The organism is Rossellomorea sp. DUT-2, from assembly GCF_052665285.1.
In genome coordinates, this window is sequence record NZ_JBQPEO010000003.1 from 480,344 (window position 1) to 498,990 (window position 18,647).

The following is an 18,647-nucleotide window of genomic DNA, read 5'->3' on the forward strand; positions in this document are numbered from 1 at the left end:
TATACAGTCTGGTGTAAGTCCAATAAGAATGAAACCACTTATTTCCTTATGATGGAGGTTTGTTAAATGTCAGAGAATTGGGATGTTTATGTTGGTTATATTGAGGATCGGATGGCTTCGGTTGTTCTGGATATGGATATCGTTGAGGAAGTGAACACTGAAAAATACCATCATCCTTACTGTATCAGATTCAAAGTGAAAAGGCCGAACGAAGATGGATTTCCTGTAGGAGCTGAGGCCGATAGATTGGGAGAGATAGAGGATTCGCTTATTGACTCTCTGGACCCTCAACACTTTGTTCACGTGGGGCGGGTGACAACAGATGGGATCAGGGATCTGATCTTTTATTCAAATCAAGAAGAGTCATATGCTTTAGTCGATGCAGCTGGTCGCTTCAGTCAACCGGCCGGCTATGAGGTGGAAGTCTTTCCTATTGAAGAGGATGAACATTGGGAATTCTATTATGACTTCTTATATCCTAATCAGTATCAACAACAGCATATGGGGAACCGTCATGTAGTGGAACGTCTGGAAGAGTCGGGGGACACATTACAGGTCCCGCGCAAGGTTGACCACTGGGTGTATTTTGATCTTCCAAAGGGTATGAAACGTTTTGCCAAAGCCATCAAGAAAGAAGGCTTTTCCATTGAAAGTGAAACGGGTCATCCTAATGAAGAAGGTAAATATGTGCTGACGATATCCCGGGTTGATTTAGTCGATCTTCACTCCATTAATGAAGTAACGGACCTCCTTGTCGAAATCTCTGAAACATATGACGGGGAGTATGATGGGTGGGAAACGTTGGTGATTGAGGGTTAATGAAATCGAGGGCATAGCAAAGTAAAGTAACGAGGGTCAGCTCCTTTCTTAGGTACATATGTAATGAACAAATAAGGGGGACATACACATGAAAAAAGTGTTGGTATTGGTTACGGATGGTTTTGCCGATTGGGAAGCAAGTTACGTGACGGCTGAGATCAATAAATCAAAAACGGGTTATCAAGTTCAGACCATTGCGATCGACAAGGATCCTAAGGTGTCAATGGGTGGATTGACGGTTCTTCCGGACTATCGTTTACAAGATTCTCCTTTGGAATTTGAGATGCTCATCATTCCTGGAGGAACCGGGTGGAGAGAGGAAAAGAATCAGCAGGCGAAGAAACTTGTCGATTATTGCTTTGAGCATAACATTCCGGTAGCAGCGATTTGTGATGCGACGACTTTTCTCGGAAATCACGGGTATCTTGATCAGCTGAAACATACAGGTAATTCCCTACCCTATTTAAAAGAGGGGGCACCTCATTATCAGGGCGAAGAGAACTATATAGCCGAACAATCGGTTAGTGATGGCTGTCTGATTACAGCGAATGGAAGTGGAGCAGTGGAGTTTTCAAGAGATATCTTACGTAAATTGGGTGTTTTAAAGGGTGAAGAATTAGATGGATGGTATGATATATTTAAGAATGGATTTATAAAAAAGGAGTAGAGTAGCGGCGGCAAGGGGAGAGTCACCCTGGCTTGAAAAAACCCAGCTGCCAGCAGCCGGGTCCAATCATTACATTAGATTTTTATATTCAGAAATTGTTCCAAGGCAATATGAAGACTTGATGTGACCGTAATAGTAGAAGTATTAATTCCCAGGTGGGTCATGGTCTGGGCGATCTCGGGTCTTATCCCGGATAGGATGGTTTCCACTCCGATTAAGGATAAGGCTTCCACTACTTTGAAGATACGGTCGGCTACCATCGTATCAATAATGGGAACGCCTGATAAATCAATCACCATATATTCTAATCCTAATTCACTGCCTTTTGAGAGTGCTTTATCCATTAGCTCTTGAGCTCTTTGGGTATCAATATCGCCTATTAAAGGCAGTACCCCTATTTGATTCGATATTTTGATTACCGGGATGGATAATTCTAACGCCGTAGCTTCTGCAGCATTGATACGCGTATAAAATCTTCTGGAATAAGAGATGCTTAACCAATGTACGGCCCGGTCTACCACTGCATCAAAATCTGAAATCAGGTTATAGAATTGATCAATTGACAAGTTGAAACCCGAAGCTTCATCTTTAATGATCTGCCCGATTAAATTCCGGTAATCTCTTACTTCGTCCAAAGCAATCTCTAATGGAAGATTGAAGTTAACCAGTGTATCGACGGCTTCTGCTCCCCACTCCTTTAAGAGTTGGAAGGACGTATCTAAGTCACTATTGATAGATTTTGCATAAATTTCAATTATATCCTCACGCCAAATATGAAGCTGTGATTCTATGTTGGCGGGTTGGTTTGAGCTCAGGTTGTTCTTTTGAACGATAAGTTCTTGCTTTTTATCCATTATTTTATCAGATATTGCCTTAGCGTAATTGAAGTCAACTTGATTGATCATGTAGTGGAAATCTCTCCTTTACCGGATTTTACAAATATAATAGTAACATAAGTAAGAGAGCCAAGGAACCAGTCCCTCTCGCTCCCTTTACTGGAAATGAAAGCCATCGGGACAGGTACCTTGGCCTCATTTGGCGTAAGAGCCATAGTACCAGTCTCCTTGGTTCGCTTTGTATGAATAAAGAAGGATCAAATAAGCATGGGGACGGTTCTGCTGCTTCGTTTTGATCTAAGAGGAAGCACGAGAACCGTCCCCGCGCTTCCCCTTGACAATGATTGAAAATTTTATTATCGTAATAAAAAACTTAATACGTTTCACACATTCGTATAACTCCAATAATATGGTTTGGAGGTCTCTACCAGGAACCAATAAATCCTGATTACGAAGAAGATACATTTATTTGTATTTTCTTCGTAATCAGGATTTTTTTTGTTGAAAAATTGAGGAGGTACAATAATGAATTATTCTACAATGCCTAAAATTGAACTGCACTGCCATTTGGATGGGAGTGTCCGACCTGAGACGATCATTGATATCGCAAAAAGAGAGGGAATCCATATCCCTTCCTTTGATATAGAAGAGATGAAAGAGGAGCTCATTGCCCCATTAGACTGCGAATCATTGGATGAATACTTGGAGAAATTCTCGATCCCTAATGCGGTTATGCAGTCAAGAGAAAATCTAAAGAGAATCACCTTTGAGCTTTATGAGGATGCAGCCAAGGAAAACGTGAAATATATGGAGGTTCGGTTCGCCCCATTGCTTCATACACAGAAGGGGTTATCTGTAGAAGCAATCATTGGAAGTGTAATTGAGGGAATGAAAGAAGCAGAAAAACAATTTGATATTAAGGGGAATATCATTTTGTCCTGTATGAGAACGATGTCGGCGGAACGTGCCTTTGAGGTCGTCGAACAGGGGAAGGGTTTCCTTGGAAAAGGAGTCGTGGCGATTGATCTATGTGCTTCCGAAGAGGAAGGGTTCTGCGGGGAATTCATTGAACCCATCGCACTGGCCCGGGAATATGGCTACAGAGTCACGATCCACGCCGGTGAAACGGGAATTGGAAGAAATGTGCTCGAGGCTGTTGAATGGCTGGGGGCAGAAAGAATCGGACACGGTGTGTATATTACAGACTGTCCGGAAGCGTATCAGATTGTAAAGGAAGAACAGATCGTGCTTGAAATCTGCCCAACAAGTAATGTTCAAACGAAAGCCGTAAACCAATTCCGTGATCATCCCCTATACGATTTTCATAGAGATGGAATCAAAATCACCATCAATACAGACAACAGAACGGTATCCGATACAACGATGACTAAGGAATGCGAGCTGGTCTGGGGTGAATTTGCGATGAGTGAGGAGGATTATCGAGAGATTTATATGAATAGTGTGGAAGCTTGTTTTGCGAGTGATGAGGTGAAGGAAGGATTGAAGAGGTATTTGTGAGCCATGGGGATGTGAGCCATGGGGACAGGTTCCTTGGCCCCGTTTTGTATGAGAACCACGGTACCTGTTACCGTGGTTCTTCAAACGAAAGTGATTTGAGCTAAGCTATTGGTCATGCTATAACCATCACAAAGTTTGATAGAAATGCAACAATATCCTATTAATTTATAATTCCCTAAGTTTCTAAGACAACTTTCTGAGTGAAGCTGGAGTAGATCTGTGAAGATATAGTAGGAAGGTTCAAGAGCCATGGGGACTGATTCCTTGGCTCTGTTTTGTATGAGAGCCACGGTACCTGTCCCCGTGGTTAGTGGTTCGAGTAAGTTAAAGAAGAATCAAAGAACACCCCAACGTTCTTTGATCCTTCTTCTTTTTTAAAAGCTATGTTAAAGGTTATTGTTGATAATTGAACTAAAAAAAAGGGGAACTCCGCAACAGTGGGGATTCCCTGAGTTATTCAACAATGACTCCCTTTTGGTGAAGAGGGACTCTGATCAGTAGAATTTGGGGGTTCAACCAATTCAAGGGATACTTTTTTGGTCATGTTTTAGAAATCTGAATCTATCAGGGACCCCTCGGTATCAAGTAATATAGAGCTAAAATTAAGAAAAGAATCGCTGATTGGTGAGCCTATTATTAACCAGTGAAAGAAACAACTAATATAAAGTGCTTTTCCGCTTTTTAATTGATAATTTTTTTAATATGTTCCTTCCAGCTAACAACGCAACATATAAAGAAATTGTCACAAGTAATATTACATAAATGTCTCGTCCAGCAAGGTAAGTGGCAGAGTAAAGACCTTTTATAAGTAAGTGAGCAAACAGGTACGAGATAGGAAATAGAATCATTTTTTCTAGTCCATTTCTTCTTTTTTCGTTCTTACGGAATATGACCAATCCAATTCCACAAATAAGTAAAAATCCTATAGCAAACAACACATAGTAGTTTAAAACAAGCCGAGGTAACGTCATGACAGAACCATCCGTTATTGGATCTCCATAAATTAAAGTATTTTCAGTTCCATCGGTATTGTAATAGTAGATCGAAGCGACCGTTTCCCCATTCGGGTTTAAGACCGTATTTTCCAGGTTGTTTTTGTTTATTTTCTGTTGCCAAATCGTTTCCCATGTAGTTATATCATAGACATAACCTGAATTGTCTGCTGCTGGATATTGATTTACATTAAATCCAGAGACTTCTTCACTAAAATTCAAAAGTACGGTTCCGTCATCCTTTTCAATAATTGAAACCGCATTTTCATTATAAGAGATGTATGCTGGGGTTGTCAGATAAGCGATTGTAACCACTGCAAAAACCAATGTTACCATGACTGAAAGAATAATCGTTTGCAGCTTTTTCTTTCGCAATGTATTTTGTATGTTTCTTAAGGGAGCTATATCTGTATCTACTGGCGGTTCTTCAAAAGTCCTCATTTCTTCAAGTCGTTTTTTACAGTTCTCACAAGAAGCTATATGTTCTTCAACTAGATCTCTAGTATCTTGACTTGCCATATCCTCGATATATAACGGCAGTATATCCCTGATCATATTACAGCTAATTTTCATCGATAATCCTCCGATCGCGCTTTAATTTTTTCTCTAGCGCGGTGATAAGTAACACAAGCCCAGTTTTCACTTTTTCCAAACAATTTGCCAATTTGCTTAAATGACAGTTCTCCAAATGCACGGAGTGTAAAGACCTTTTTGTATGGCTCTTTCAAATTCTGGATAACTTCATGTACCTTCATAGACGCTTCTGAAACGGCTATTTCTTGTTCTACATTGTCTCCACTAGCTGATTCTGGAACCGACTCAAGATCCACCAAGCTTTTATTCTTACGCAAATAAGAGTAATAACTGTTTTTGGCAATTTGGCATAACCAAACACGGATATCACTATTCCCTCTGAAACTGTCTAGCGATGTTAATGCCTTCATAAAAGTTTCCGAAGTGATATCTTCAGAGATATGCTTATCGCCAGATAAACTATACACATATAAAAATACATCTTTAAAGTATGTATTATAAATATCCTCAAGCTGTGTCACCATCTCACCTCCTTACATATAAGACGCGATAAACTCAAATATCTTACAAAAATATTAAAAAAACCGAACAAAGTACGCCCCGGTTCTTTTTTCTTCTACCCTAATTATTTCAACAGAGTTATTTAACATATCTTTTTTAAAAAAACATTCTATTACGCACCTCAATAGTGTATGATACATAGTATAAAGCATATAGTGTACGATACACAGTATAATTCAATCAAAGAGGTGAACATATGGATAAGTCACTGCTGACATCCTTGACGACGGAGCTGCGGAGGGGGACATTGACCCTGGCGGTATTAAGTCAATTGCGGACACCGCAGTATGGATATTCACTTGTCCAATTACTGGAGAAAAGCGGAATTTCGATGGAGCAGAGTACACTCTATCCATTGCTGCGCCGGTTGGAGAAGCAAGAACTGGTCACAAGCAGCTGGGACCGGACGGAAAGCAGGCCGAGGAGATATTATGTGCTGAGCGAATACGGCACTGAGATCCTGGGACAGTTACAGGCCGAATGGGAAAAGATGTCTGGGGAATTGTCCATTTTATTAAAGGGGGATGAGGAAGGATGAAACTTGTTGAACTCTATATTCAAGAAGTGATGAGAAGGCTGCCGGAGAAGAATCGGGAGGATATTGCCCTTGAATTGAAATCAACGATTGAAGACATGCTGCCGGAGGAGTATACAGAGGATGATGTGAGAGAAGTACTGACTACACTCGGGAACCCTGCTGTGCTGGCCTCCAATTATCAAGACCGGCCGATGCACCTGATCGGTCCAAGATATTATGATCTGTATATGACGCTCTTGAAGATCATTCTCCCGATTTCTGCAGCGATCACGTTCATCGTGTTAGCCGTATCATCTGTATTGAGCTACTCAGGGGAATCAAGTCCCATTGGGGTATTCCTGTCTATTGCAGGAAATGGGATTGCCGAGGCCATCGGAACAGGAATGCAGGTCTTCTTTTGGCTGACCCTCATATTCGCCGTCATCGAGCGGACCGTTTCTTCGGACAGTCAGCTTCCGATCACCATGAGAGGAAAAGAGTGGACGCCGGATGACTTGAAAGACATCCCGTATGTCCCGAAGGAAAAACGAATTTCCAAGCTGGAGATTTTCGGAGGTCTGATTTGGACGGTCATCTGGTCAACCTGTTACTTTAAAGCGTCAAGTATCGTCGGATTGTATGAAAAAGGTGACAATGAAAGAACGTTCACCCCATTCTTTGATGGGGATGTGCTCATCGGGTATTGGCCGTTGGTCGTGTTCCTGATCGGATTGGAACTTTTCCTGCTTCTTAGAAAATGGTTAGCAGGGGTCTGGACCAGGAATCTTGCGATCGTGAATGCAGTGTTTCAGTTCATTCCTGTTCTAGCCTTTATGTTTATTTTCAGGAACATGGAGGTGCTGAATACCGATTTCATAGATAGGATACAGGAACTGTTCGACGCCTCTTTCAATTTCCAGTGGCTGTACCTGACCATATCGGTTGGATTATTGGTTACTGCGGTGATTAATAGCTATGATGGGTTTAAAAAGGCTTATAAATAAGCATAGGGTTTTATAATGGGGGAAAGGTTCTGATCTGAGAGATTGGAACCTTTTTACTTGGTTGATAAGGTAAATGAGTTTGCTTTTGAAAAGAAGATAGTGAATGAAAATAAGTAGTTCGTATAACATGGAGAAACGATCGAATTTGTAAAAAATAAACGTGTGAAAAAGGTAATTTATGTTAAAATATTTTTAGAAACGTAGTGCTTTCCATTAACGGAAGGATAGTCAAATAAGAAAAATAAATAATGATAAGACTTGAGCTCAAATTTATTACATTCGTTGACGTAAATACCGGTATAAGAAGTACGAAAAAAATGGAGGGAGAGAAATTTTTATGGAAGTTATCCTTGTAATTTTACCTTTAATTTTAATAGGTTTCATTTATTTTATCCCAAGCTACATAGCTAGCAAAAAAAATAAGCATAACAAAATACTCATTTATATTATTAATTTCTTTTTAGGATGGAGTTTGTTTGGTTGGTTCGCCGCTTTATTTTTGGCACTTAAAAAAGATCATCGCGATCAATTGTCAATTAATAAAGGGCTTAGTAAATAAAACGTGTTATTCAACTTACGGTGAAGCAAGGGGACGGTTCTGCTGCTTGATCTTTACGATAAGGAAGCAAGGAGCCATGGGGACAGGTACCATGGCTCCATTTTGTCTAAGTTCCATGGTACCTGTCTACGTGGTTTTTCATAATGAAAATTCGACACAGAGGATCAATTATGTAAAAAGAGGATTAAATAAACAAAAAAGGGGATCGATAAATTCTGAACAGGAGTAATAGCTGAAAATCAGGATTGAATGTAGGCCAATCGGGATCAATTCCATAGCCGAAGGGATTTCTTTCGAGGAATCAGACTCTACATCTGGCACCTCATACCCACCAAGAGCGGTCCTCAACTAAAAATGGACAATCTAACGTCCTTTCCTCTCGAAAAGCAGATAAAAGAGGACTGATGGACTTCAATTCGGACAGCAATCCCAGAACCGAAGCCGTGCAATAAGGTTTGTACGGGGCACACCTTGGCCACATTTTTATCAAAATGCCACGGTACCTGTCCCCGTGGCTCTAAGAATGAAACAATTCGAAACTTAAACAATTGTGCTTTCGTCTAATTACTAAAGTCTTATTCAAGCAAAGAGCAGTTTTTTATAGGAGTGGTTTTGTGTTCTGGGTAAAATTTAGTTTGATAGTGATAATCGTTTTCGGCCTTATCTCAATGGTTAAGTTTCTTTTAAGAAAGATTTTTAACATAGAGAAAGTGAAAAGAAAATTCTTTTCCAATAATCATATCAATGAGTCCCATCGTAAAGTTGACAAATGGGTGAGGATTCTTACTGCAATCACTTTAATGGTTTTAGGGATCATGATAATAAATGATGAAGACTTAACCTACTTATACATACTAGGGTTTACCACCTTATCGGCATTGGACTATAGTGTAAGAGCATTTTTTGAATGGAAATCCAGCGAATATCCTAAACAAGCTATTTTGACGTTAGCTGAAATGATCTTGGTGATAACAGCCATCTTAATTGTTTTTCAATTTTGTATTGCTTAGTTCTTATCAACCAAAAGGGAGCGGATCTTTATGAAATGTATTTATAATGAACTATAGGAACTGCCGAAAAGTCCGAATCGAGGTGTTTTATTTTGCAGAAATGCGATCATTGTAATACTCCATTTAGCTGGAGTGAAATCTATAAATCTTTTATATGGACATACAAACCAATTGAGTGTAATAACTGTGGAACGGAACATAGAATAACCATTTTGGGGAGGTTAACTTTTGTTCTTTGCACAATTGTCCCTGCGCTGATTTTCTGGAATTTCCTATCCCCTTTCAATAATATTATTTTAACTTTGGTTATTGGGATATCCATTCTCCTGGGTGGTTCATTGTTAACACCATTTTTTGTAAAGTATAAGGGTATTGTATGATGAGGAAGATGCAGATTCATATGAATATGAAAAAGCCTAATTTCTCAATATAAGTTAAGAAATCAGGCTTTTTCAATACACCCTTAACGCACCTTGCCTAAATGTACGGAGCTAGTGGGCTGACCGTCTCGTTATTTAAGGGGTGAATAGCTTCCATTGCCCTTCGGAAACAACTTCAACGGACCCATCGGTCACTTTGATGGCCGTCTGATCGTCAATCGCGTACCCTGGCACTGAGACACCTGCGGCCCATTTTTCAGCATTGGCCAGAGTATTGTCCGGTAACATCTTGTGATCTAGGTGAGGAAACAATGCAAAATCCACCAGACCCAGTGCTTTATCTCCCCCTGTGGGCGGACGCCAGCCTACGAATTCTTCGCCGATATTCGGGGCCATCACCATGCTTCCAGCGCTCATTCCCACATAGACTGCATCCAGTGATGGTAAAAGGTCTGCAAGCCCCGATTGCCGCATCCAGTGGTACAAGTAGAGGGCGTCGCCTCCCGACACAAGCAGGACATCCGTTTCCCGGACAAGAGGCACCCACCGGTCTTCGTCGATGCTTGGAAGAGCTGTGAGCTCTAGAATGCCGACAGACTTCCAGCCCAGGTCGACCATGGGATTCTCGGAATTCCCGCTGATGAACTGCCAGGCCTTGTCGCCAGGACCGACCCAGGGGTGTCCGTACATTGCGGTGGGGATGCACAGAGCGTTGGAGTCGGAGATCGGCTTGTCCAGCATGTCCACAAGCGCGTTGTGGATCGTCGGGTTATTCACGCCCGCGGACGTTAGGAGAAGTTTCATTCCCGATGTTCTTGAATCCTCTAAAAAATTGTGCGACATAAGATTTTCCTCCTTAGGGTCCAAACTTTTTCACCTGAATCATTAAATTATCACGGATTTTTTTGTTGATTCCTAACTGCCATAACTTGAAATGTAGTGCGTAGAAGTCACTTCTTCGATGGTTAATTATCTCTTATTTATTTTATCATGTTCCCTTCAGTGTTTTTGTGTATTTACGATAAATAGCAATCTATCTGATCATTAATTCAACTGTTCAAGAATCATTATTTATTCACTAAAAAGGCAGTTATCTGGAATAAAAGGTACTTATATGTAATCCACAATAGAGTCAGATCGTTGAAGAAGGATATTATAATCGGATGTAGTATTTATTTCTTAGAGATCATCACTTAGGAGGGTTTAAATGCCAGTGTCTAAAGGTCATGTAGAATACATAATTCGAAATGTGAAAGTAGAGGATGCTGAGGTACTTTTGGATATTGAGAGCTCTGTTATTTCTGAAGGTGATTATTTCATCGTAGTATCAGAAGAGGTAGAAATAAAGCCATTACAGGAGAAGAAAGAACGAATACAAAGTATATTAGATAACATAAAAGAAACTCTTATTATAGCGGAAGTGAATGGGGTAGTTGTCGGATCGATAGAATTTCGTTCACAAAATAGAAAGAGATTATCACACACTGGCTCTGTTTCAATGTCGATAAGTAAGAATTACAGAGGCATGGGAATAGGGAAGGCACTTTTAAAGGCATTATTAGACTGGGCAGAAGAAAACCCATTAATTGAAAAGGTAAGTTTAGGGGTCTTTTCAACAAATCAAAGAGCAATTTCCCTGTACAAGAAGATGGGTTTTTTGGAAGAAGGTCGATTAATTAAAGAATACAAGTTAAATCATGGTGAATATATTGATGATGTTCTTATGTACAAATTTGTATAATAAACTAATGTGGCGTTAAGCCTTTGGGGAGACAAAAAGTTTTTCGGCAAAGAAATATTCCATATGACGGAAACTTTTACAGGTCGGGTATGTACAATTATCGACCTTTTTCAAATCATGGTCTAGAATCGAAAGTAAGCATGGGGACGGTTCTGCTGCTTCGTCTTTACTAAAGGGAAGCACAAGAACCGTCCCCATGCTTCCCATGGATAGCTCCCCTTGTTCCGTTATAGGGGGCTTTAATGGAATAAGAAGTTTACAAAGATGTGGGTATTAATAAACGGTATCACAAGGGTGGCATGTTCAGCGATATAGGGTTTTGCTTTTGCATATGCCTGCTAATAAAAGAGAGGTGATTAAAATAGGAAAGAGGATATTTTGGGCCATAAACTGTGTAATTGCAGGATTGTTGATTGGATATGGATTGTTTATTGTTACAATATCAGATGTCGTTAAGCTTGGTACGGTATTAGCATTGGTAGGTGCCTCTCATGCAATTTTAAGCCTTTGGGGATACAAAAAGTATGTCGGCAAAGGTATATTCCATATGAAATAAACTTTAACAGGTCGGCGATGTACAATCCTCGACCATTTTCTAAATGTGTACCATAATCGAAAGTGAGCATGAGGACAATTCTGCTGCTTCGTCTTTACCAAAAGGAAGCACAAGAACCGTCCCCGCGCTTCTCTAACCCAACAAAAAATTAGTACATAAGAGGTGTCCAATATCATGAACTGGATATTAAAGAGCTTTCATGAACTATCCACTCACGAGTTATACAGGATTTTACAAGTGAGGACCCAGGTCTTTGTGGTGGAGCAGGAATGTCCCTACCTGGAAGTCGATGGGAAGGATCTGCACGCGTATCATCTTTATAAAGAAGAAAACGGGGAGATGGTTGTCTATGCAAGACTATTACCGGCGGGTGTTTCATATAAAGAACCATCCATTGGCAGAGTTCTTGTGAAGGAAGGATATCGTGGTAAAGGACTGGCAAGCGAATTAGTAAAAAGAGGACTGGATTTCATTCATGATGAATTAGGGGAAAGAACGGTGAAAATCCAGGCTCAGGAATATTTGCGGGAGTTCTATGGGTCATTTGGATTCAGGGCGATAACGGAAACCTATCTGGATGATGGAATCCCTCATATTGATATGATTTTGCAAAAGTAATGGACCCATTCTAAAGGATCCGCCGTCTGCATGAAATAATTTTGAATAAATAACACAAAAGTAATATAATGGAAAATAAAAGGGAAATGGGGATATAGAATGAAAAAGTACGGGTTACTGTCAGTTCTTTTCTTTTTAGCAGGGTTTTCGGTTTATTTTATATCGATGTTTTTAACAGGTGACTTATTCTCTGGAAAAGTAATGATAATGATCGTAATAGTGCTTCCGGTGATCGGACTGATATTGGGTCTTAAAGGCAAAGGCGGTTTTAAAACATTCGGAATCATAGGTAATTCTTTCATTCTTCTACTTTCCGTAGTTGTTCCACTTGTTTCAACATTCTTTTGGAATCAGCCATAACAAAGAAATATAAATCAATCATATATTGGTGCCTGATCCCAAGAAACAGAAACGAGTGAATCGGGGGTCAGGCACCGTTTTTTTTTGGTAACATATAGGGAAGATAGATCAATTAATTGGCAGGTTGACAGAATAAGAGAGATTACTCAAAAAGTGTGGGGTATACGATCGTTAAGAATGACGAAGCGATCGCGGAAACGCATATATGGAGGTTCATATGAAGCAATTTAATGAAGAATGTACCCAAGTAACAGAATATATTAATGAATTGATGCAGAATCAGCAGGGAGTCGGAGTAAGCGTTGCCATTGTGAAAGACTCAGAGACGATCTATTCTAAAGGTTTCGGAAACGCCCGAATCGGATCCGCAGAACGCCCAATTGATGGTGATACAAAGATGAGCATTCAAAGTATATCCAAGAACTTTATGGCGCTTTCCATTATGAAGCTTGTAGAGAAGAATTTGATTGCACTGGACGATGCGGTTGTTACCTATTTGCCATACTTCAGAACGAAGAATAAAGAACAGAGTGATGCGATCACGATACGGCATGTGTTATCTCATACGGCGGGTTTTCCTTCAGAAGTGGGAATCGCCAATATGATTGCTCCGAATGTAAGGGAAATATTCTCAGATACACCTACGGAATTTCAGGAAGCATTGGACCATTATCAGCTGACAGAAGAAGAGATTGCTAGTATAAAAAATCGCGAAGATATCACGAAATGGTTTGAAAAAGTAGAATTGGAATACCCACCAGGAGAGGGATGGAATTATTGCACAGATGCGTATGTGATTCTTGCCGATCTGTTTGAAAAGGTGACAGGCAGCAAATGGGAAGCATCCCTTCACGATGACATCCTCACACCCCTTGATATGAAGCGGACTACGAGTGACTCATATGAGGTTGAGGAAGATCAGAACAGTGCCAGATATTATGTAGGCGAGGATAAAATAGAAACGCCTTTTCCCATCAATCCAATCTCTGCTCCAATCGGGTATTTGTATTCAACCGCCAATGATTTAGGCAACTATGTAACATTCCATTTGAATAAAGAATCGACTGTTTTACAATCAGAATTAATAGAAGAAATGCAAAAGCCCATCCATCTTGTAAGCGAAGAATGGAGGGCGCCTGGATGTGATGTCAGGAGCTATGGACTTGCATGGTTTACAGATACTTATAGGGAATATGGAATCGTCGAGCATGGGGGAGGTCAGTTGGGGGTAAGGTCCCTGATGACCATGGTTCCCGAGCTCAATCTGGGAGTGGTGGTTTTATTGAATTTTGATGGGACTATTCATCATGATATTTGTGATAGGATCATGGACGTTTTTATTGATTCATAAGATGATTGGGTCATGCCCTCACAAGGAGAGTATACTCTGTGGGCATAAGACTAAAAGGGTAAAGGAACAACAGAAGAATGACATTCACAGGAGGGATCCACCCATGCCATATGAAAAAGTCCGATGGGGAATCATCGGTTGCGGAGATGTGACAGAAAAGAAAAGCGGCCCTGCTTTTCAAAAGGTTATAAATTCTGAGCTTGTTGCGGTCATGAGAAGAACAGGGGAACTGGCAAGGGATTATGCGGAAAGGCATCAGGTTCCGAAGTGGTACGATGATGCGGATGATCTGATAAACGATCCTGAGGTGGATGCGGTTTATATCGCCACGCCTCCAGGCTCTCACAAGGAATATACGCTGAAGGCAGCGGCCGCAGGGAAATCGGTTTATGTGGAGAAACCGATGGCCCGTACCTTTGAGGAATGCAATCAGATGGTGGCTGCTTGTAAGAGTGCCGGTGTTCCTTTGTATGTAGCTTACTACCGTCGCGCACAGGAACGCTTTTTGAAGATAAAAGAACTGCTGGATCAAGAGGCGATCGGGGACGTTCGTTTTGTCTCATCGGCTCAGTATCAAAAAGCGGGGGACGACGTGAAGGATCCAGAACGTCTTCCCTGGCGTGTCCAGCCTGATGCTGCCGGTGGCGGATTATTCTTCGATCTGGCCAGCCATACCCTCGATATTCTTGATTTTCTGCTCGGACCCATACAAGAAGCGAAAGGATTTGCCTCGAATCAGGCGGGCTATTATGAGGCAGAAGATATTGTGACCGGTACCTATCGATTTGCATCTGGCGTTCAAGGGATCGGAAAGTGGTGTTTCACGGCTTTTGAACATGTGGACATGAATGAGATTGTCGGAAGTAAAGGGAAGATCACCTTTTCTACATTCGGGGATGATCCCGTGACCTTGACGACAAATGAAGGAAAAGAACAATGGAGTTTTGAACGACCCCTCCATGTTCATCAGCCGCTTGTTGCTACAATCATGAAAGAGCTGACCGGGGGTGGCGTTTGTTGTCCGAGTACTGGAGACTCAGGGGCACGAACGAATTGGGTGATGGATGAGATCGTTGGGAAGGAAAGACCCCTGGATGAGTTAAAATTTAGCTGATTTTAGAAACGGAACCCTTTTGAATGAAATGGATTCACCATGGTCTTGGGAGCATGACCTCGGGCACGGTAAAGTAATAACTTACTCTGGGCAGGCTCCGTATAAAAAAGATATTTTATTTATTCCATTTGACAGTAAGTAATTAATGATATATAGTTAGTTTGTCAAACTAACTTAAAGGCAGGTTGTTATTTATGGAAGAAATTCTTCGCGAATTTATCGTGACACTTGACACTTCTTTTAAGAAGTTGGTCCAAGAGACGATTGAAACAGCAGGTGTCTCCAATTTAAGTGTCAATCAGATTCAGTATATACAAGCGATCGGCACACTTCGGTATCCTACTATCAGTGAGATAGCCGAAGCGCTCAACATCACGAAAGCATCGGCCACGACAGGTATTAATAAATTGGTTTCACTCGGCTATGCGAAAAAAAGCCAATCAACCGAAGATAAAAGGATTTATCACGTGACACTTACTGAATCCAGCCAGACATTCATGCGTCTGCATCAAAAGGCTTTGGAGGATTATGTCGCATTCATCGAACGGCTGCTTACCCCGGATGAGGCTGAACAATTCAAACGGACATTGGAGAAATTGATCAAGGGGTTCTACGAGAAAAGCGCCGAATAACGTTCTGGAACAGTGGGAAAGTCCCTTGTTCCCCTAAAAGATAAGTTAGTCTAACTAAAAGAAAGTTCCTTGAACATCAATTAGCCTAACGAATGAAACTCCTTAAAGGTAAGTTAGTCTAACTAAATTAATTGATACGAGGTGTAAACGAATGAAAATTTCATTATTAACCACAGGTACAAGAGGAGATACCCAGCCATACATTGCACTTGGAAAAGAACTAAAGAACCTTGGTCATGAAGTGAAACTTGCCGCATTTGAAAATTATGGGGAGTTGGTGGAGCAGCATGGTTTACTCTTCCATCCAATCAAAGGGGATATCGCCAAAATTTCAAGGGAGATGGCCAAAAGCTCAATTGAGTCCGACAACCCGATTAAATTTTTTTCTAGCTTTCAAAAGATGAAGCCTTATATAAAAGATAAGCAGATGGGAATGCAGAGGGATCTGTTCGAGGCGTGCGAAGGAGCAGATGCCATCATCTATCATCCGGGAGCAGCCATCGGCCAGTTCGCCGGTGAACATTGGGGTGTGCCGACTATTCTTGCGTCCCCTTTTCCCATGGCACCTACAAAAGAATACCCGGCCCTCATCTTTTATCAGCTGAGATGGGGCAAGACGGTCAATCTTCTGACACATAAATTGTTCGAGAAAGGATTCTGGCTTACGATCAAGCCTTCAATCGCTGCATTTTGGAAGGAACGTTTCGTGGCGCTCCCGCTCCATTTCACCAACCCGTTTGGTAGAGAGTCGACAACGGATCATACCTCTGTCATGTCGATGAGTCCCTGCGTATTTCCACAACCCAAAGCCGGGATGAAGTCCTTGGGTTACTGGTTTCTGGATGAAGACCTGAGCGAGTGGACTCCACCCCGCGATCTTGTCGACTTTATGGATCAAGGGGATGCGCCCGTTTATGTGGGATTCGGGAGCATTTATGATGAGCGTGCCGATACAACAACGAAACTGGTCGTAGAGGCACTCCGTAAATCCGGTAAAAGAGGGATTATCGGGACGGGTTGGAATCAGGTTGAGGACAAAGAAGGATATGAAGATATGTACTTCATTGAAAGTGTTCCTCATACATGGCTTTTCCCTAAAATGGCCGGGGTCATCCATCATGGAGGGGCGGGTACCACAGCAGCCGCATTCCGTGCAGGTGTCCCAAGTGTCGTCATCCCCCATGGAAATGATCAGTTCGCCTGGGGAAAACGGACAGAAGAATTGGGGGTAGGGCCCGCCCCCATCCCGAGAAAGAAATTGACAGTGGAAAATCTATCACGGGCTATTCTAACCATGCAACAAGAACCGGTGAAAAAGAATGCTCTCAAATTGGGAAGACAGCTGCAACAAGAAAATGGTGCCGGAGAAACGGCACATTACATTCATCACTTTCTGAAAGGGTAGGGATCGATATGACAGACGCAAAGAACCAGGACTTCCGTTTTGGCCCAATGTTTACGGTCATGCTGTTAGGGGCTTTCGTGGGCATTCTAAATGAAACTTTATTGTCTACGGCGTTGCCATCCATTATGAATGACTTCGGTCTGAATGAGAATAAGGTACAGTGGCTGACGACGGCTTTCTTACTGACCAACGGCGTCATGATTCCCATTTCGGCTTATTTGATTGAACGGTTCTCGACAAGGACGCTTTTCCTGTCAGCGATCGGGTTGTTCGGTCTGGGGACTATGCTTGCAGCCCTCTCCCACAGCTTTTCATTGCTATTGTTGGGGAGGGTGGTCCAGGCAGCGGGTTCCGGAATCATGCTGCCACTGATCATGACGATCATCCTGACCATCATTCCCAAGGGGAATAGAGGTCGGATGATGGGATGGGCTGGAATCGTCATTTCCTTTGGACCAGCGATCGGACCAACCTTATCCGGGTTCTTACTGGAATATTTCTCTTGGAGAGCGCTATTCTTCGTTGTCCTGCCCATTGTGGCTGTGATCATGGTGTTGGCGGTTGTGTATGTGAAAAATGTGACAAAGCTGACTCGCCCAAGAATCGATATCCTGTCGATTTTCCTCTCTTCATTGGGATTTGGAGGGTTGCTTTATGGCTTCAGCGTGGCGGGGGAAAAAGGCTGGTCCAGCCAAACCGTCCTCCTCTTCATCACAATGGGCTTCATTACGCTTGGAATTTTCATATGGAGGCAGCTAAGACTCAAACAGCCATTACTTCAATTCAGAGTCTTTGGTTATAAGACTTTTACGTTATCTCTAGTGATCACGATGGTCGTTATCATTTCGATGATCGGCGCGGAAACATTGCTGCCACTGTATATGCAGAATGTAAGAGGATTCAGTCCGCTCCAATCCGGCTTGATGCTATTGCCGGGGGCGATTGTGATGGGGGTCATGTCCCCGGTGACTGGAATTCTTTTCGATAAATGGGGGGCAAGAAAACTGGCTGTTCCTGGACTCCTGATCGTCGTCGTGACCTCTTTTTTGATGACGAATTTGTCCATGGAGACGTCGATTGTCTACCTGTCCGCCATTTATTGTCTTCGGATGTTCGGATTGTCTCTTGCAATGATGCCAGTGATGACGAATGGGCTGAATCAGATCCCCGTTAAGTGGAGTGCCCATGGATCCGCAATGGCCAATACATTCCAGCAGATTTCGGGTTCGATCGGGACCGCCATATTGATCACGATTATGACAATGTCCTCAAAAGGTTACAGAACTGAAGATCCTACGATAGAGGGCGACGGATCACAGATGATCGGTGAGATGGCCATGGTACATGGATATAACCAGGCATTTCTATTTGCTTCATTCCTTGCCATTGGGGCACTGGTTCTATCCCTCTTCTTAAAAAAGAAAGCATCAGTGCAAACAGAAGTCCACGAAATAAGCAATGGATAAAACAAAA

At 41.9% G+C, this 18,647-nt stretch carries 22 protein-coding genes and 1 riboswitch; of the genes, 17 read left to right on the forward strand and 5 right to left on the reverse strand.

Annotated features, from left to right (window positions below; all coding sequences use genetic code 11):
- Positions 1-66: 66 nt before the first annotated feature.
- Together ACOSV2_RS13265 and ACOSV2_RS13270 are read left to right on the forward strand one after the other, a co-directional pair.
- Positions 67-819, forward strand: a complete 753-nt coding sequence (locus ACOSV2_RS13265) for a DUF695 domain-containing protein (protein WP_428975499.1) — start codon at positions 67-69, stop codon at positions 817-819.
- 88 nt (positions 820-907) lie between these two features.
- Complete coding sequence (locus ACOSV2_RS13270) at positions 908-1,486, forward strand: type 1 glutamine amidotransferase family protein (RefSeq protein ID WP_428975500.1); 579 nt, start codon at positions 908-910, stop codon at positions 1,484-1,486.
- Between the two features lie 74 nt (positions 1,487-1,560).
- Here the strand turns inward: ACOSV2_RS13270 and ACOSV2_RS13275 are convergent, their stop codons facing one another.
- Together ACOSV2_RS13275 and ACOSV2_RS13280 are read right to left on the reverse strand one after the other, a co-directional pair.
- On the reverse strand, positions 1,561-2,391 hold the full coding sequence (locus ACOSV2_RS13275; RefSeq protein WP_428975501.1) for an STAS domain-containing protein: 831 nt from the start codon (positions 2,389-2,391) through the stop codon (positions 1,561-1,563).
- Positions 2,388-2,537 carry a hypothetical protein gene (locus ACOSV2_RS13280; protein ID WP_428975502.1) on the reverse strand — a complete coding sequence of 50 codons (150 nt, stop codon included), beginning with the start codon at positions 2,535-2,537 and terminating at the stop codon, positions 2,388-2,390. Before ACOSV2_RS13280 ends, ACOSV2_RS13275 begins: the two co-directional genes overlap by 4 nt.
- A gap of 156 nt (positions 2,538-2,693) precedes the next feature.
- Positions 2,694-2,793, forward strand: a riboswitch (purine riboswitch).
- 54 nt (positions 2,794-2,847) lie between these two features.
- On the opposite strand from ACOSV2_RS13280, the gene add reads away from it, so the two are divergent.
- Complete coding sequence (add, locus tag ACOSV2_RS13285; RefSeq protein WP_428975503.1) at positions 2,848-3,840, forward strand: adenosine deaminase; 993 nt, start codon at positions 2,848-2,850, stop codon at positions 3,838-3,840.
- 656 nt (positions 3,841-4,496) lie between these two features.
- Here add and ACOSV2_RS13290 read toward each other — a convergent pair.
- Both ACOSV2_RS13290 and ACOSV2_RS13295 read right to left on the reverse strand, forming a co-directional pair.
- Positions 4,497-5,405, reverse strand: coding sequence for a zf-HC2 domain-containing protein (locus ACOSV2_RS13290; protein WP_428975504.1), 909 nt, complete (start codon positions 5,403-5,405; stop codon positions 4,497-4,499).
- Complete coding sequence (locus tag ACOSV2_RS13295) at positions 5,402-5,890, reverse strand: RNA polymerase sigma factor (protein WP_216593408.1); 489 nt, start codon at positions 5,888-5,890, stop codon at positions 5,402-5,404. Before ACOSV2_RS13295 ends, ACOSV2_RS13290 begins: the two co-directional genes overlap by 4 nt.
- A gap of 233 nt (positions 5,891-6,123) precedes the next feature.
- On the opposite strand from ACOSV2_RS13295, the gene ACOSV2_RS13300 reads away from it, so the two are divergent.
- The 5 genes from ACOSV2_RS13300 to ACOSV2_RS13320 all read left to right on the forward strand — a co-directional run bounded on the left by ACOSV2_RS13300 (position 6,124) and on the right by ACOSV2_RS13320 (position 9,397).
- Positions 6,124-6,465 (forward strand): PadR family transcriptional regulator, encoded by a 342-nt coding sequence (locus ACOSV2_RS13300; protein ID WP_428975505.1) that lies wholly within the window; start codon positions 6,124-6,126, stop codon positions 6,463-6,465.
- Positions 6,462-7,448, forward strand: coding sequence for an HAAS signaling domain-containing protein (locus ACOSV2_RS13305; RefSeq protein ID WP_428975506.1), 987 nt, complete (start codon positions 6,462-6,464; stop codon positions 7,446-7,448). Before ACOSV2_RS13300 ends, ACOSV2_RS13305 begins: the two co-directional genes overlap by 4 nt.
- A 337-nt stretch (positions 7,449-7,785) precedes the next feature.
- Positions 7,786-8,007, forward strand: a complete 222-nt coding sequence (locus tag ACOSV2_RS13310; RefSeq protein ID WP_428975507.1) for a superinfection immunity protein — start codon at positions 7,786-7,788, stop codon at positions 8,005-8,007.
- A 614-nt stretch (positions 8,008-8,621) separates the two neighbouring features.
- On the forward strand, positions 8,622-9,017 hold the full coding sequence (locus ACOSV2_RS13315) for a DUF4181 domain-containing protein (protein WP_428975508.1): 396 nt from the start codon (positions 8,622-8,624) through the stop codon (positions 9,015-9,017).
- A gap of 92 nt (positions 9,018-9,109) precedes the next feature.
- Positions 9,110-9,397, forward strand: a complete 288-nt coding sequence (locus tag ACOSV2_RS13320; protein WP_428975509.1) for a TIGR04104 family putative zinc finger protein — start codon at positions 9,110-9,112, stop codon at positions 9,395-9,397.
- Positions 9,398-9,532: 135 nt separating this feature from the next.
- On the opposite strand, the gene ACOSV2_RS13325 is transcribed toward ACOSV2_RS13320, so the two are convergent.
- Positions 9,533-10,201 (reverse strand): Type 1 glutamine amidotransferase-like domain-containing protein, encoded by a 669-nt coding sequence (locus tag ACOSV2_RS13325; protein ID WP_428975889.1) that lies wholly within the window; start codon positions 10,199-10,201, stop codon positions 9,533-9,535.
- A gap of 403 nt (positions 10,202-10,604) precedes the next feature.
- Here ACOSV2_RS13325 and ACOSV2_RS13330 point away from each other — a divergent pair, with 403 nt between their 5' ends.
- The 9 genes from ACOSV2_RS13330 (at position 10,605) to ACOSV2_RS13370 (ending at position 18,640) form a co-directional block, all read left to right on the forward strand.
- Positions 10,605-11,138: a GNAT family N-acetyltransferase gene (locus ACOSV2_RS13330; protein ID WP_428975510.1), complete on the forward strand. Its 534-nt coding sequence runs from the start codon at positions 10,605-10,607 to the stop codon at positions 11,136-11,138.
- Positions 11,139-11,469: 331 nt separating this feature from the next.
- Positions 11,470-11,694 carry a hypothetical protein gene (locus ACOSV2_RS13335; RefSeq protein WP_428975511.1) on the forward strand — a complete coding sequence of 75 codons (225 nt, stop codon included), beginning with the start codon at positions 11,470-11,472 and terminating at the stop codon, positions 11,692-11,694.
- Positions 11,695-11,868: 174 nt separating this feature from the next.
- Complete coding sequence (locus ACOSV2_RS13340; protein WP_428975512.1) at positions 11,869-12,312, forward strand: GNAT family N-acetyltransferase; 444 nt, start codon at positions 11,869-11,871, stop codon at positions 12,310-12,312.
- 99 nt (positions 12,313-12,411) lie between these two features.
- A complete protein-coding gene (locus tag ACOSV2_RS13345; RefSeq protein ID WP_428975513.1) occupies positions 12,412-12,672 on the forward strand; it encodes a hypothetical protein in 261 nt (86 codons plus the stop codon).
- Between the two features lie 217 nt (positions 12,673-12,889).
- Entirely contained in the window at positions 12,890-14,023 is a 1,134-nt protein-coding gene (locus ACOSV2_RS13350) for a serine hydrolase domain-containing protein (protein ID WP_428975514.1), read from the forward strand.
- Positions 14,024-14,126: 103 nt separating this feature from the next.
- Complete coding sequence (locus ACOSV2_RS13355; protein ID WP_428975515.1) at positions 14,127-15,137, forward strand: Gfo/Idh/MocA family protein; 1,011 nt, start codon at positions 14,127-14,129, stop codon at positions 15,135-15,137.
- Between the two features lie 194 nt (positions 15,138-15,331).
- Complete coding sequence (locus ACOSV2_RS13360; RefSeq protein ID WP_341357527.1) at positions 15,332-15,769, forward strand: MarR family winged helix-turn-helix transcriptional regulator; 438 nt, start codon at positions 15,332-15,334, stop codon at positions 15,767-15,769.
- Positions 15,770-15,920: 151 nt separating this feature from the next.
- A complete protein-coding gene (locus ACOSV2_RS13365) occupies positions 15,921-17,174 on the forward strand; it encodes a glycosyltransferase (RefSeq protein ID WP_428975516.1) in 1,254 nt (417 codons plus the stop codon).
- An 8-nt stretch (positions 17,175-17,182) separates the two neighbouring features.
- Positions 17,183-18,640, forward strand: a complete 1,458-nt coding sequence (locus ACOSV2_RS13370) for an MDR family MFS transporter (protein ID WP_428975517.1) — start codon at positions 17,183-17,185, stop codon at positions 18,638-18,640.
- The last annotated feature ends 7 nt before the right edge of the window (positions 18,641-18,647 follow it).